15 protein-coding genes and 1 pseudogene are annotated in these 14116 nt (G+C 70.9%); 2 read left to right on the top strand and 14 right to left on the bottom strand.

The window, feature by feature from the left end; all coding sequences use genetic code 11:
* Nucleotides 1-67: 67 nt before the first annotated feature.
* Together ACGF2Y_RS00915 and ACGF2Y_RS00910 are read left to right on the top strand one after the other, a co-directional pair.
* Nucleotides 68-475 carry a hypothetical protein gene (locus ACGF2Y_RS00915; RefSeq protein WP_392941884.1) on the top strand — a complete coding sequence of 136 codons (408 nt, stop codon included), beginning with the start codon at nucleotides 68-70 and terminating at the stop codon, nucleotides 473-475.
* Nucleotides 472-1641, top strand: a complete 1170-nt coding sequence (locus ACGF2Y_RS00910; protein ID WP_392941882.1) for a hypothetical protein — start codon at nucleotides 472-474, stop codon at nucleotides 1639-1641. Before ACGF2Y_RS00915 ends, ACGF2Y_RS00910 begins: the two co-directional genes overlap by 4 nt.
* Before the next feature lie 234 nt (nucleotides 1642-1875).
* On the opposite strand, the gene ACGF2Y_RS00905 is transcribed toward ACGF2Y_RS00910, so the two are convergent.
* The 14 genes and pseudogenes from ACGF2Y_RS00905 to ACGF2Y_RS00840 form a co-directional block, all read right to left on the bottom strand.
* Nucleotides 1876-2142 carry a histone-like nucleoid-structuring protein Lsr2 gene (locus ACGF2Y_RS00905; RefSeq protein WP_392941879.1) on the bottom strand — a complete coding sequence of 89 codons (267 nt, stop codon included), beginning with the start codon at nucleotides 2140-2142 and terminating at the stop codon, nucleotides 1876-1878.
* A 565-nt stretch (nucleotides 2143-2707) separates the two neighbouring features.
* Nucleotides 2708-4387 (bottom strand): annotated as a pseudogene (locus tag ACGF2Y_RS00900) (DEAD/DEAH box helicase family protein); the annotation flags it as partial.
* 175 nt (nucleotides 4388-4562) lie between these two features.
* Entirely contained in the window at nucleotides 4563-4736 is a 174-nt protein-coding gene (locus ACGF2Y_RS00895) for a DUF6087 family protein (protein ID WP_392941876.1), read from the bottom strand.
* A 126-nt stretch (nucleotides 4737-4862) separates the two neighbouring features.
* Nucleotides 4863-5411, bottom strand: a complete 549-nt coding sequence (locus tag ACGF2Y_RS00890) for a peptide deformylase (RefSeq protein WP_392941873.1) — start codon at nucleotides 5409-5411, stop codon at nucleotides 4863-4865.
* Between the two features lie 82 nt (nucleotides 5412-5493).
* Complete coding sequence (locus ACGF2Y_RS00885; protein WP_392941870.1) at nucleotides 5494-5886, bottom strand: hypothetical protein; 393 nt, start codon at nucleotides 5884-5886, stop codon at nucleotides 5494-5496.
* A gap of 238 nt (nucleotides 5887-6124) precedes the next feature.
* A complete protein-coding gene (locus tag ACGF2Y_RS00880) occupies nucleotides 6125-6907 on the bottom strand; it encodes a phosphotransferase family protein (protein ID WP_392941868.1) in 783 nt (260 codons plus the stop codon).
* A 4-nt stretch (nucleotides 6908-6911) separates the two neighbouring features.
* Nucleotides 6912-7382 carry an NUDIX domain-containing protein gene (locus ACGF2Y_RS00875; RefSeq protein ID WP_392941866.1) on the bottom strand — a complete coding sequence of 157 codons (471 nt, stop codon included), beginning with the start codon at nucleotides 7380-7382 and terminating at the stop codon, nucleotides 6912-6914.
* 34 nt (nucleotides 7383-7416) lie between these two features.
* On the bottom strand, nucleotides 7417-9003 hold the full coding sequence (locus ACGF2Y_RS00870; protein WP_392941864.1) for a hypothetical protein: 1587 nt from the start codon (nucleotides 9001-9003) through the stop codon (nucleotides 7417-7419).
* On the bottom strand, nucleotides 9000-10016 hold the full coding sequence (locus ACGF2Y_RS00865) for a glycosyltransferase family 4 protein (protein WP_392941861.1): 1017 nt from the start codon (nucleotides 10014-10016) through the stop codon (nucleotides 9000-9002). The genes ACGF2Y_RS00870 and ACGF2Y_RS00865 overlap by 4 nt, the downstream gene beginning before the upstream one ends.
* Nucleotides 10013-10573 (bottom strand): hypothetical protein, encoded by a 561-nt coding sequence (locus ACGF2Y_RS00860; RefSeq protein ID WP_392941858.1) that lies wholly within the window; start codon nucleotides 10571-10573, stop codon nucleotides 10013-10015. The genes ACGF2Y_RS00865 and ACGF2Y_RS00860 overlap by 4 nt, the downstream gene beginning before the upstream one ends.
* Nucleotides 10570-11655: a hypothetical protein gene (locus ACGF2Y_RS00855; protein WP_392941856.1), complete on the bottom strand. Its 1086-nt coding sequence runs from the start codon at nucleotides 11653-11655 to the stop codon at nucleotides 10570-10572. Before ACGF2Y_RS00855 ends, ACGF2Y_RS00860 begins: the two co-directional genes overlap by 4 nt.
* The gene (locus ACGF2Y_RS00850) at nucleotides 11652-13091 is read right to left on the bottom strand and encodes a protoporphyrinogen/coproporphyrinogen oxidase (RefSeq protein WP_392941853.1); all 1440 of its coding nucleotides are present in this window, start codon (nucleotides 13089-13091) and stop codon (nucleotides 11652-11654) included. The genes ACGF2Y_RS00855 and ACGF2Y_RS00850 overlap by 4 nt, the downstream gene beginning before the upstream one ends.
* A 124-nt stretch (nucleotides 13092-13215) precedes the next feature.
* On the bottom strand, nucleotides 13216-13572 hold the full coding sequence (locus tag ACGF2Y_RS00845) for a hypothetical protein (RefSeq protein WP_392941850.1): 357 nt from the start codon (nucleotides 13570-13572) through the stop codon (nucleotides 13216-13218).
* Nucleotides 13565-13954: an ATP-binding protein gene (locus tag ACGF2Y_RS00840; protein ID WP_392941848.1), complete on the bottom strand. Its 390-nt coding sequence runs from the start codon at nucleotides 13952-13954 to the stop codon at nucleotides 13565-13567. Before ACGF2Y_RS00840 ends, ACGF2Y_RS00845 begins: the two co-directional genes overlap by 8 nt.
* Nucleotides 13955-14116 lie beyond the last annotated feature (162 nt).

Raw genomic sequence — 14116 nt, 5'->3', positions numbered from 1 at the left:
AGCTTACCAAGTAGCGTTGATAGGGTGACCTGATAGCTCAGTCGAACGAGACAAGGAGAAGCCGCGCATGACCGTCTCACAGGCGCTGGCGAAGACGACGCAGCCCGTGCGCGGCACGAAGAAGAAGCCGCCGGGCGCGACACAGAGCGGCAGTAGTGGCCGCCAGGGCATGTTCGTCCGGCTGAGCTCGGACGACAAGCAGCGCGCGGAGTACTGGGCCGACAAGCGCGGGTTCTCCTCGGTGAACGACTACGTGGTCGAGGCGGTGGTCGAGAAGATCCGGCGCGAGAACCTCGACTACGACCTGCCGACCCTGGAGATCGCGCGGCTCAACGAGCTCGTCGACCAGGTCGCGGCACTGGCGAAGAACTCGGCGAACCTCGAACGTGTCGTCACCACGGGCTTCGACTCGCTGATCGGGCTCACCCGCGGCGACAACTACCTCTTGGACGACGAGGACGGTGAGCTCGTATGAGCCGGGATTTCGCAGAGATGCTGGAGGCGACCACGCCCACCGACGAGGTGATGGAGGTGGACACGTCCTTCCTTGACGCCTACAGGCGCGGCGGGAGCGAGGAGCTCAAGCGTGTCCAGGCCCAGGCGGTACAGCCTGGGCCCGAGGCGGCAACGCCCGAGCCGGATGTGCAGTTCGATGAGGCCGGCGACGTCGACTCTCAACTCGGGGTTGAAGGTCCGCAGGCTGATCTCGACGTGGAAGCCGAAGCGGATCGCCCGAATCTGAAGCCGGATCACGAGCCCGACGCCGACGACTCCGAGCGGGCCAGCGGATCCAATCAGCGCGGTGGTGCCGGCGGCGGACAGAGCACCGCTGACGGGGTGCTCCCGGGCGGTGCGCCGGCAGGCCTTGTGGCTGATGCCGTTCCGGCTCCCGGGGCACAACCGGACGTCGAGGACGCCGCTACAGCCGAAGTCGCTGCTCATGACGTCGTCGCCGCACCGGATGAGCCCCAGCATGCAACGCCCGGATCGCTGCAGCTCACCGACCATCAGGAAGCCGTGCAGAGCGCGGCCTCGAAGGGGGGCTCGGGCAGTACAGCCGAGACCGCCACGCTCCCCCAGTCGGGTTTCCGGCTCGCCGGCGTGCAGAGCCAGCCGCACATCAAGGCGCTGCCCGAGAGCATCATGAACGCACTGCGGGAGCAGCTGCGAGCAGCCGCAGTCCGTGAGCTGGGCGTGAGCGACAGCGCTGCTCGGGAGTTCAGCCGGCGGCTGAGCCAGGGCACGCTGGTGACGGCGTTCCTGCTGGCGCAGCTCGACCTGCACCTTGACGCCGATCCTGCCACCGAGCGCGCCGTCGAGCTCTTCCGCTCCCGCGACCCGCTGCTGGGCAGCGTGGTGGCACGCCTGGCGAACATCGAGGCCGCTGAACGCGAGCGGGACGGGTTGCTGCGCAAGCTGCGCGACGAGCTGGGCGAGGTGCGCCAGACCAGCGCGGTGGTCGAGCAGGCGCTGGCGTACTCCATCGCCGACCGTACGGAGAACTTCCTGCGGGGCTCGCACAACCTCCACGACGCGCCGATCACGCACAAGGAGGCGATCTACTTCCGGGACAAGGCCCGTGAGGCGACCAGGAAGCAGTCGAAGCTTGAACGCGAGCGGGAAGGACGGCCGATTCGATGACCACGACGAGCAAGGAGAAGCTCTTCCCCGCCCGGCAGCGCTGCAAGACGTGCGGTAAGGGTCTGGGTCTCCGCGCGCAGGACCCGGTGCACCTCGGCCTGTACTGCACTCCGCGGTGTGGATCATTCACTAGTCAAGCCCTCTGTCGGAACGGTCGTTGTCGGATTCCAGAACGAGGCGCCGCGAGCCCATCTCGGCACGCTATCGGCTCTGAACTCGTCGAGACGCACCGGATCAGCTGACCGGCTGTGCCTGGGGATGGGCCTCATGCCAGGCGTCCCAGATGTCGCTGCGGAGTCGGCCTCGCGGTAGCACGTCCATGCCCTGGTCCTTGGCCCACCGCCGCACCTCGGCCACCGGCGGTCTCGTCGCGGTTCGTGAGGGCTCTGGTCGGCGGCGCGCGGGGACAACGGGGTGGTAGGCGGGCGGCTGGGGCAGGTTCTCGGGGGTGGTGGCGGTGAAGTCGCGGCGTTCGAGGATGCGGCGCCGCTTGTGGTGCATGCGTTCCAGCCAGGGCACGTCCGCGTCGATGTAGTCGTGCGCCTCGACGTGGGACTTCTTCGACTCGGTGTTGCGCATGATCCGGCCGACCTGCTGGATCACGCGTCCCTTGAAGGAGATCGGGCTGGTGAGGAGGATCAAGCTTGTCGATGGCCAGCAGCACCAGCGGGGTAGTCGTCTCGTCGGTCAGGCGGGCGCGGACGCGGGCCCGTTCGGCCGGCGGCATGCCGCCGTGCAGGAGCAGGGGTTCGATGCCGTGTGTGGCGAGGGCGGTGGCGAGTTGGTGGAGGTGTTCGACGCGGTTGGTCAGGGCCAGGCTGCATCGTCCGCGCCGGGCGGCGTCGGCGATGTCGGCAGCGATCTGGGTGTTGCGGTCGGAGTTCGCGGCGAGTTCGGTGTAGATCGCCTGGAAGGAGGCTCCGTCGTTGCCTGGCTCGTCGGTGGTTAACGGGGTGGGGTGGACGATGAGGTGCTTGGTGAAGGTGCTGGTGTCGGCGATCTCGTGCCGGATGGGTCCGCACTGCAAGGTGATCAGCGGATCCATCTGATCCGCCCGGTATGGGGTTGCCGACAGGCCGATCCAGCGTGGGGCGCGGGCCTTGCGGATCGCGGCTTCGGCGCCCTGTGCGCCCACGGCGTGGCACTCGTCGACGACCACCAGGCCGTAGCCGTTCAGCAGGCCGTCTGGGGCGTCGCGGTGGCTGAGCGTCTGGAGCATGATCAGGTCGACCACGTGGCCGCGGCGGTCCTTGCCCGCTCCCAGGGAACCGACGCGGCCCTCGTCAAGTTCGAGGAATGTGGCCAGGCGGTCCTGCCACTGGGACAGCAGCTCGGAGCGGTTGACGATGATCGCGGTGGGCGTCTCGTGGTGGGCGATCAGCGCGCAGGCCATGACCGTCTTGCCCGAGCCCGGCGGCGCTACGAGCACCCCGCTGGTGTGGTCCGTGACCGCGTCGACCGCGCGGGCCTGCACGTCGGTCAGCTCGCCGGTGAAGCGGGCGTTGATCGGCTCGACGTCCGGGAGTTCGCTGGTGACCGTGAGCGTGCCGCCGGCGACGGCGATGAGCTGGGCCGTTTCATCGCGCAGGCCGCGCGGCAGCTTGATCCAGTCCGGGTCGGTGGCGTCGAAGGAGCAGACTAGGCGCGGGGTGTCCCAGGTGGAGTACCGCTGGCTCTGGCGGCGGTAGAACTCCGGGTTGAACGACGCCGTGTGCTTGAGCGCGGCGACCAAGGCTGTCGGTAGGCCCTTGGTTGAGATCGCGAGCATCGCCGACAAGCGCGCCTCGACGACCTCGGGGGCTTTGCCCAGAGCGCGCCGCCGGGGCTTGGGCGGCGCGACCGGCGCGGTCGCCGACGGGTCCGCCTTGACCTCGCCGAGCTTGCCGACGAGCGCCTCGACTTGGGTCGGGGAGAGCCGCTCGACCTGGGACAGGCGGGCGAACTGGTCGGGGTACAGCTCCCAGGTCTGCGGGTCGCAGAACACCGTGGTGCCCTTGAGTCGGGAAGCCCCCTGCAGCGGGAGCGCGATCAGGTTGCCGAACCGGGCGTTGCCCTTGGCGTTCGTCGGCAGCAGGTCCTGGGCGGGGAAGAGCCGGTCGTAGCTGGACAGCGTCATCTGTCCGCGGACGTCGATCGCCCGGCGCAGCAGCGCCATCCCCAGCGTGCGGGCGGTGACCGCGGCGACGGGGGCGGTGAAGAAGGTCCATACGTGGGCGCCGGCCCCGGAGCGGGAGACCTCGAGCAGGACGGGGACACCGGCGTCGTGGCAGGCGTAGGCGGCCGCGTCGCCGCGCCAGTCGCTGCCGTCCTTGCCGTCGAAGTCGACGGTAAGGAGGCGGCAGGTGTCGTCTGCCAGCAGTGGGTACAGCCCCAGGTGGGTCTCCCGGGCGCCGGGCTCGGGGCGGGAGAGGTGGTTGTAGACGGCTCTGTCGGTCAGCGGCCAGAACACCCGCTCGGCATCGTTCTTGTTCTTTGCGAACGGGTTGTCCTCTGCGGGGCTCCAGCCCGTCCGGCCCGTCTTCGCGCTCACCCACCGGGTGGCGTAGACATCCTCGCGGCCGGCGAACAGGGCCCGGAACAGCGCGATCTTTGCCTCCGTGCCGGAGGTCGCGTCCGCGTACGGCAGCCCGTGCCCGCCTTCCGTAATGACCGGTGCGGGAGGCTCGGGGACCGGTGGCAGCGCCCGCGGCGCGTCGGCTGCGGGAACTCCCGGGCGGCTGCGCAGGCGCAGGTTCTCGGCGCGCACCTCGGCGAGCTCCGCGCGTAGTTCGGCGTTCTCCTCGAGCGCCACATCGAGGCGGATGCGCAGTTCGGCCGGGTCGCTGCAGTCGTACCAGTCCTCCACCCCTCCATGATCCGGATTCCCGTCCGTGGAGAGGCCGTTTTCGCCCAGATCCCCACGGGGCGATCGAGCCGATGGCCTACCCGCCCTGCGCCGGCCCGCCGGCCGCCCAGGCTTGCGCGGCCGCGAGGTTCGGCGCGGTGCCTTCGGGTAGGTACGCGAAGCCGTCCCAGGACTCCAGAACCCGCGGTTCCTCGGGCCGCACGTGGCTGGCCCCGCCGCCGACGGGCCGGTGCCGACGGTAGACGTCCATCGGTGCGCGCCTGCGCCGGTGATACGGGGCGAGCAGATCGTCGGGGTCGATGCTCGGGACCGCACGGGACGGTTGATCCGGCGGTCCTGGGCGGGCGTGCCTACCCACGATCGTGCTGCCTCTCCTCTACTCGTACGACCAGGCCCTACCGGTGGCTTCGGGCCTCTTGCGGTACTCCTCGACGGGGACCGGCTTCACGCCGGGCCGCATGCGGTTCAGCAGCACGAGACCGTCAAGGTGATCGATCTCGTGCGCGATGAGCCGCGCCTCGCCGCGTTCGTAGACCGCAGTCGCCGCACTGCCGTCCGGCGTCACCGTCTCCACCGTGATCCGCAACGGCCGGGGAACCGGGACGCGCACGTCGAAGAGTGACAGGCACCCTTCGAACTTCTCGTCCATCTCCGCGGAGCCGGCGGTGATGACGGGGTTGAGCAGCACGATGGGGTCGGCCCCAGGGCGCTGGATGACCGCTGCGGCCCGACCGATGCCGATCTGTGGGGCGGCCACGCCCAGGCCCTTGCCGGAGAAGTCGTGCGCGCGGCGGATGCGTTCCATAGCGTCGAGGAGTTGGCCGACGACGGTACCCGCGGTCTCCCGCTCGTCAGGGAGTGCAAAGTAGCGAGCCGGCTCACCCAGGATGGGCGCGCCGTATTGAACGACGCCGAGATCGCGCATCTGCTGGCTGGGTCGCACCCGGATCAACTCCTTTTTTGCGGAGGGTCATCGGAAATCTGCCTCAAACACGCTACGAAGCGGCTCACGGCAACCGCGTACACAGCGGCGGGATCACATCGCTCTCGAAGGCAGCAGTCACCAGGCCCTCGGGGACCGTCGACTCGGCCGGCTCGGTCCCCTTCCGTCGCATCATCAGCGACATGTTGAAGATCTCTATCTGCGTGCGAAGCAGACCGGTTGGCACCGGGTGGCCGAGACGCTGTGTGACGCCGTCCTGAAGATCGGTGATGGTCGCCGCCTCCGGTAGTACCTCAGCGATCACATTCACGATTAGGTCGTACCTGGTCATGATCAGGTCGACCTTCCGGGGGTGGACCTCCAGCGAGGTGCCGCATTCGTTGCACCGCACCGTCACCGTGAACCCATCCTTCTCCAGGGCATCGCGCAGCCGGCCTCGAGACTCCGGTTCGTCCATGCCGTACACCACGATCAGGCCGGACCAGTTCTCCGATCGAATTGGCGAACTCGGGGATCTTCAGCTGGTCTATGAGCCGGCTCACTGCTTCGATGACGCGATTAAGGTCCCCGATGTGCACCGGATCCAGTGACCCGTCCCCGCGGACGATGTGATGCGGGTAGCGAGCCGGCCTGTTGAAGAAGTCGACGAGCCATTTGCCGTCCATGCCAGCCTCCGGTTGGTCAAGATCTGCAAGTCATTGTGCGCGGCGGGGCGGTCGAGCAGTGAGGGACAGGGCGTGTGCGCGGACTGCTGGGTCCGTGGCCAGGGCCGCATCGGCGAGGAGGTGGAGGCGCCAGTACAGGTCCAGGCGCTGATGGGCAGCTGGAGCGGCCCCGGGGGCGAGTACGGCCTGCGGCGAGAGCAGGCATAGGCGTACGGCGAGGCGGGCGCGGTCGGAGATCGGGTCACCGAAGGCGGCGAGTTCCCAGTCCAGCAGGAGCTGCAGACCGTCTGTGGTGCGGACGAGGTGTCCGGGTTGGAGGTCGTGGTGGAGCAGGCGCGGCTCGATGTCGAGGTTCACTCGGTCGAGGTCTCGGCGGAGGGCTGCCGCAGCGGTAGCGAGATCGGGTGTTGTGGCCGTGTAGAGGTTCAGGCGGTCGTGGAGGTAGTCGCGCCAGGTGGGGTGGCGGGTGGCTCCGGCGAGACGCCCGAAGTGGGTTCCGCCGATGGCGTGAACTGCGGCGAGCGGGCCGGCGAGGTCATCCAGGAACTGTTCGGCGGGGACAGGCTGGGCCTGGACGGCGCTCTGCGCGGTCCAGGCCGGCTGTCCCTCCACGTCGGCGTGGAGCAGGCGGGGGCTGGGGGCGTGATGGTGGGTGAGGAGTCGGAGGGCGGCGGCTTCGTTGGCGGCACGGGCGGGGTCGCTGTAGTGCTTGAGGACGTACGGCTCGCGTCCGCCGATGTACCAGACGCGGTTTGCCTGGCCGGTGGTGATTTCGGTGGCGCCGTCGGGGACGCGGCCGTCGATCCTCGACACGGCGTCAGGCAATGTCGCCGAGGTAGCGGGTGGGGGGCTCGCCGTGGGTGAGGTCGGCGATCAGGGTGCGCAGGCCGTGGGGCAGCAGGTTGAGGCCGGGCACCTTCTCCAGCTCCACCCATTCCAGTCCGGTCTGCACGTCGTCTTCGGCGTGGCCGCCAAGCTTGTCCGGGTCGCCCTCGGGCCGGCACAGGAAGATCGCTTCCACCCGGTGGTCTTCCGGGGCGCCGCCGTGGTTGGCTCCGATGTACTCGCGCAGCCACAGCAGACGCTCGGGGGTGACGTCCAGGCCGGTCTCCTCGTGGACCTCGCGTCGGACCGTGGTGCCGAGGGTCTCGCCGGGGTGCTGGCCGCCGCCGGGCAGGAAGTAGCAGTCCTGTCCCTCCCAGTGGGCACGCTGGAGCAGGACGCGGCCGTCGTTCAGGACGACGGCCTTGGCCGCGTTGCGGACGGTCGCGGTAACGGGTTCAGCCACGGCAAGCTCCCACGTGTGATCGGGCTTTGGATCGTCAGCGTTCAGTCTTACCGAATCCGAGGTGGCGTCTGGTTGCCTTGGCCCAGATCAGCCGCCAGGGCCCGGCCAGCCGGACGAAGGGCTGGAGGAGGCTGGCGGCTACGAGCGCGATCGGCCGCGCTGCGGTAGAGCGGGGCGGTGGCCCGGTGGTGGCGGGCGGGGTGACGCGGTGGTGCAGGGCCGGTGCCAGGGCGATCAGCCGGGCGGTGGTGATGGGACCGTGCAGCAGGACACCGACTACGGCGAGCCCGGCCCACAGGGGACCGGCCCACCAGGCGCTGGCTACGGCGGCGGTCATCAGTGGGGCGCCGAGGAGCCAGGCGGCTTCGTCCGCCCACTCCCGCAGCATCAGGGCGGTTCTGGCCGGGCGGGAGAGGCCGCTGGGCAGATGGGCGACGGCTCGGGCGTGGCGGTCGGGTCGGGCGGAGGCGGTGAACGCGAGCGCGTGGAGGTTGGTCAGTCCGGTGGTGTCGGTGTAGGGCTCGTCCAGGACCAGGGCGGCGGACGGTGCGAAGTCCGCGCCGAGGAGGGAGAGGCGGTGTCCGGTGCCGAGGTCTTCCATCGGTTCGGGGAAGCCGCCGAGTCGGCGCAGGGCGGGGAGGTGGACGGCCATGCCGCAGCCGACGGCGTAGACCATCGGCCGCAGCCACACCCGGACCGGCTCCGGGAGCCGGGAGCGGGTGAGCCACTGGTGGAGGCGTACGCGGGCGAGTTCGATGCCGAGGGAGCGCCGCAGTTGGTAGACCCACTCCTCGGTCAGCAGCAGGCCAGCTATGCCGCGCGGGAAGGGGCGGCGGGAGAGCAGCGGGAGCCTCTGTTGCTGGATCAGTGCCGGCAACCGGCCGGTAGACGCCCGGTGTTCGGCGGCGGCGTCGGCGAAGGCGGTGAGGGTGGCCCGGTCGGGGACGGCGTCGGCGTCGTATACCAGGGCGAAGGTGTCGTGGTCGTGGGCGTCCTCGCGCCAGCCGAGCGGTCCGAGTACGTCGGGCAGGTGGTCGAGGGCGAAGTTGAGCTGTCCGGGCTTTCGGCCGCCGACGTCGGGCTGGTGCAGGTGGACCAGCGGCAGCTCCTTGAGGTGGCTGGCGGTCAGGGCGGTCACGATGTCGGCGGTGCTCGGCTCGGCGTCGAACAGCTTGGTCAGCACCGCTATACGTTCGCCGCACGGGGTGGCGTTCACGTGCTCGGCGACGGCCTGGCAGCGTGAAGCGGGGAACAGGCCCCGCAGCTGGGCTGCCGTCAGCGTGGGCAGCGCGGCGAGCTCCGGCAGGCGGACGCGGTGCCGGGCGCGGGCGGTGTGTTCGCGTTCGGTGGTGATAACCGCGACGGCCGCGCGGCCGGTGGGGTAGTCGAGGCCGGTGAACGCGGCGATCGACTCTGCGGCGACAGTCTGCTCGCGGAGCATCGGCAGCAACACCACCAGCCACGGCGCTTGTCCGTCCACGTCGGCGGGGCGGTGCGCGCGGGTGGACAGCAGCCACCGCGCGCTCGCCTCGATCGCGAGGGCGGCCCAGACCGCGCGGGCCAGCAGCCCGGTCACGAGAAGCGGCACCACGACGTCCAACCACACCTCGGCGGCGCTCACGCTCCCCCCAACAGCTGATAGACGGCGCGCATGTCGTCGGCGACCCGCGGCCAGGCGAAGGACTCGGCACGCGCGCGGGCGGCCGCACGCCGCGCGGTGTGGGCGGCGGTGCCCAGCTCGGCGAGGAGCTTGTCGGCGGCGTCGGCTGCGTCCGCCGCGTCGCCGGGCGGGAGAAGGACGGCGGCCGGGCCCTGGCCGGTGTAGTGCCGGATGCCGCCGATGTCCGTGACGACGGCCGGGGTACCGCAGGCGAGGGCTTCCAGCAGGGCGTTGTTGGCGCTCGCTCCGGTCAGGGGCAGCAGCAGGAACGCCGCCCGCCGGTACAGGGCGATCAGCTCCTGTTCGCTGATCCCTTCCAGGATGCGGGCGGCCGGGTGCCAGGGGCGCGAGGCGGCCTGCCGGGTGACGACGGTCAGCTCGATGTCCTGGCCGTGGCGGCGGTGCAGGAGATCGTGGACGGCGTCGAGGGTGGTGAAGTCGCGCAGCCACCAGCCGACGGTCAGCACCAACGGCCGGCCCGGCTGCGGCCCGGCGGCGGGGGTGAAGGCGGCGGTGTCGATGCCGTGCGGCACCAGGTGCACCCGCTCAGGCGGGAGCAGGTCGCAGAAGAATGCCTGCTGGTGGGGGTCGAGGACGATGATCTGTTCGGCCTGCGGGGCCAGGGACCGCCACACCTTGATCGGCAGTAGCCGGGCGAGCTGGTCGGGCGGCTGGTGGTAGGTGATGGCGGTCGGGCCGGTGCGGTGGCGGGAGAACCAGAACTGTTCGTCCCCGTACAGGACGTGCGCCGGCTGGCGGGAGGCTAGGACGCGCAGGTCGGTGGCGAAGTGCTCGGCCGGGTAGAACGGCAGCGGGCAGCGGGGGCCGAGTACGCGGTGGGCGGCCGTGAAGGCCCGTCTCGCAATCGGGTGGCGGGGCGGGGTGATGCGGCGGACTTCGGGCAGGTGGTCCAGGAGGCGGTCGTAGCCGCCGTGGGCGGTGTGCCAGGGCACGCGGACGACGGAGGCGATCACGCGCGTCCCCTTCCTGTTGCGGGCAGCAGGCCGAGCCGGCGCAGCTGCGGGGTGATGGCGGCGGGCCGGTCCAGGCGCACCACCGTCAGGCCGGCGGTGCGGTCGGGGTGGAGGCGGGCGGACCAGCGGCGTCGGTGACGGTGGTGGTGCATCGGGCCCCAGCGCAGGATGGAGTCCGCAGCCAGTAGGTGGCGGTAGCTCTCCCGGTTTCCGGCGAACAGCTCCTCGCCGGTGGCGGCCCGGCGCAGCGAGCGGTTGACCAGCCGGGGCAGGCACACGCGCAGCGGCAGATCGAGCCACAGGACCAGCTCGGCGCGGTCCAGGAGCATCTCGGCGACCTCGCCGCCGTAGTTGCCGTCCGCGATCCATGCCGGTCCGGCGAGGCGGTCACGGACGCCCTTGTGGAAGACGGGGGCGTCCAGGGGTGTCCAGTTCGGCCCCCAGAACAGCTCGTCGAGGTCGATGCGGGGAAGACCGGTGTAGACGGAGATCGCTGCGGACAGCGTCGACTTTCCGGAGGCCACCGGCCCGACCACGGCTATACGGCTGGGCGTCACGTAAGCCTCCCCGTCACCGCGTCGGCGATCTTCTCCAGCAGGCCAGGGTTGTGCACGCCGGCCGTGATCGCGAGGACGGGCACCGTGGCGATGAGATGCTCGATGAGGGCGGTGGCCTGTTGGGCCAGGTCGTCCACGGGCCGGGTCCGGACGGCGAACCAGGGCTCGAGCCAGTCCTCGTCGTACGGGGTGCAGCACACGGCGGCAAGGGTGGTGCGAGCCCGCGCGGCGTCAAGGGTGCGGCTGCTCAGGGTCTGGTCGTCGTCGTGGAGGGTGGGGATGACGACGAGCCGCAGGGGTGCTGTCTCCCTCAAGCGGGAGGAGAAGGCGCGGGCGAACTCGTGCGGGGTCAGGGCTGCTTTGCGGGCGCTGCCGAAGGCTACGGGCAGGGTGTGTGAGTTCGGCAGGCCCTCGCGCGGGGCCAGTGTGGACAGGGTGCCCCCGCCGATCCGGACGGAGATCGGCACCCCGGCCACCATCCCTGCGTCGGCGGTCACCAGTGCCCGGTCGGAGGCGATCAGGTCGGCCCCGTGGTGGGCGGCCAGCGCGGTCAGCACGGTGGTCTTGCCCGCCCTGGAGGGAGCGGCGATGAGCACGCCGCGGTCGTCGAGGGCGGCGGCCGCGGCGTGGAAGGAGGTCCAGCCACGGCTCTCGGAGCACCGCAGGACGACCTCGCGGACGACGCGCATCAGATATCGCTCGCCGCGCTCGGCCCCGGGTTTCAGCAGCACCGTCTGCCGGCCCGCCGCGTCCCGGGCGTAGAGGTGGTCGGGAGGTAAGTGCGTGTCGGGGGCGGGCCGCCACCAGGTGACCTCGTCGAGCTGGCAGCGGCGGTACGGCTCGCCGCGGAACGGCACCACGGTCAGCGACGCGGCGCCCGCGACGCTGACCATCCGTTCCTGGAAGAGGGCCGCGTCGTGGCGGACCCGGACTGCCGTCTCCTCCCCGCACGGTGGGGCGAGCTGGTGCTCGGGGACGAAGGCCCGAAGGTACCGCGCTTGGGCGGCGTCGAAGGCGGCGTCGGTTACGACGTGGAAGCGGTGTCCGGCGAACAGCGCCGTGGCCGTCTTCGTGCCGGTCATGACCGGCACCCCACCCGGGCCGCAGACACGGAGAGACCGGAGGGTGCGGAGGCGAGGAGTTCCTCGCGCGTTCCGTTCACCAGCCGGCGGGCGATGTCGATGCCCATCTTGACCGCGTGGTCCATGTTGCCGATCTCGTAGCGCCAGGTCCCGAACCTGCCCCGGGGGTAGATATCGCGGGCTTCCATCCACGGCATCACCTGCGCCAGGACCTCGTCCCGTCCCAGGGTGGGCACCGGGTAGGCGTACGGGATCACCTCGACATGGGCGCTGGCCAGCGGCGCCTGCGCCGGCACCAGGCCGTGACGGCGGAGGGCCTGGTCGCAGGAGCGGACCAGAGCGTCGCGGTCGAGGTCCTGGCCGGGGGTGAGGGAGGTCTCGGTCATCCAGGCGCTGTAGGCGTCCACCGCGGCGCCGGGGACGTTGGCGGGCGCGTACTTGCTGAAGTTCGTGGCCCGGTAGAAGGGCACGTCGGGCTGCGGGAAGTACAGCCACGACCTCGCATCGGTGGTCGGTGTCCGGTAGCCCAGGCCGACCATGGCCACGGTGGTGTGCCGCAGGTTCTGGGCGGCCGTGCGGAGCGGGGCCGGGCAGGTGGTGGTCATGGCGGCGAGCCGGTCCAGCGGTCCGGTGGCCACCAGGCGGTCGTAGCCCATCCTCTCGCCGCCGGCGAGGGTGACGGCGCGGGCCGCTGGATCGACGGCAACCGCGCGGGCCCCGGTGCGCAGGCGGACGGCGCCAATGCGGGCAGCGAGCCGACGCCAGATCTCGCCGGTACCGCCGGACGCGGGAAAGGCGAAGATGGCATTCGGGCCCCACCGGCGCGCGGGTGCTGCGGTGCCGACGAACGCGGCGAGGATCTCCTCGACGTCGACGGGGGCTACCCGCTCGGCCACCCATGCCGAGCCCATGTCCTCAAGCGGTGTCGCCCAGACCTTGGCGTTGTACGGGGCGAAGAAGCGGTCCACCAGGGCCTGGCCGTACACCGTGACCAGCCACGTCGCGAAGTCCGCCGGGGCCGCGGAGTCCCTGCGGGCGTCCGGGCGCGCTGTGAGGAGGTCACGCAGGCAGGCCGCGGCGTCCTTCGGCGGGAGGTGATGGAGGTGCTGCTGGAACGGGTAGGGCATCCACCCGTCGCCGTAGCGGATGTAGGAGGAGCGGTCGTGGTGCAGCAGTTCCTCGTCGGTGAAGAGCTCGGCCAGCAACCGGTCGAACTCACCGAAGTGGGAGAAGACCACGTGGCCGCCCAGGTCCCAGGTGAAGCCGGCCTCATCCACCACGGAGGAGGCGAGCCCTCCCGGCGCGGAGGCAGCCTCCAGCAGCACGAAGTCGCGATGGCCGAGGCGGGCCAGCTCGTCGGCGCAGGCCAGACCGCATGGTCCGGCCCCGAGTATGACGATCCGGCCGCTGTCCGGCATGTACGCGGAGCGGGGCATGGTGCCCTCCTTCGATCGGCAGACAACGTGGACACGTCCAGCCCACGGGCCGGGCGGCGTTGCGGCGGCGTGAAACAGCTCAGGCGTGCGGCAGCAGGATCGCTGCCCGCCGTGGGACGAAGGTTCAGAGAGGCGGGGAGCCGGCCGAGGGCGGCGGCGGTGTCGGGCCGTGCAGCAGGGTGCGCAGCGAGACGGAGCAGGCCGGATCCAGCAGTGCGCGTACGGCGGCCTCCAGCCGGGCGGGATCCGCACCGAGGTGGTCGACGCCGGCACGGGTGAGCTCGTCGGCGAGCCGGCCCTGCAGGAACGCTTCGTAGTGGTGGCGGGCCACCGTGACAGCCAGGGCCTCCACCGATCCGACCTCCTTGCGCCGGATGGTCTGCTTGGGGCCGCTGCCGTAGGTCATCCACATGACCAGATGTCGGGCCGTCTCGTCGTACGCGATCCGGAAGGGCATCTGCTCGGACGGGGTCTCACCCACGGAGGTCTCCTTCGGAGTACGGGAGTCGGCACACGACCTGCTTGCCGACCGGAGTGGGGCGCACGGTCCAGCCGGGTGCCAGGATGTCCACCAGCCCCAGCCCCCGGCCGCCTTCAGACTTGTCGTCGTCGAGCGCGATGGGGCGGCGGCTGGGCAGTCGGTCCCCCATGGGGTCGTGGACCTTCACCGATACGCCGCTTTCCTCGGCGTCGACCTCCACGACCAGGGGGACGTGGTCACCGCAGGCCCGTACTGCGTTCCCGATCAGCTCGGAGGCGACGAGCTGGGCCGCATCACTGATGCCCCCGCCCAGGCCGGCCGCGCAGAGGGTCTTGTCAGCCAGGGCGCGCAGGGACCGCAGGTGGGCGGCCGAGGCGTTCATGTGGACGGCGAACCCGGCTTGACGGACTTGCAGGTAGAACCCGGGCGTTGACGACCCTGTCGATCCTTCCACCAACACGGCTGCCTCCAACCCGCGGCACGAGGCCGCACGGCGCGAGCAACTAGCCCACCGCAACGGCTAGTTGACCGAGTGTGCCCATCG

Origin of the sequence: Streptomyces sp. NPDC048142 (assembly GCF_043202835.1) — a bacterium.
In the GTDB taxonomy this organism is placed as follows: domain Bacteria; phylum Actinomycetota; class Actinomycetes; order Streptomycetales; family Streptomycetaceae; genus Streptomyces.
This window is presented reverse-complemented; position numbering and strand designations above follow the sequence as displayed.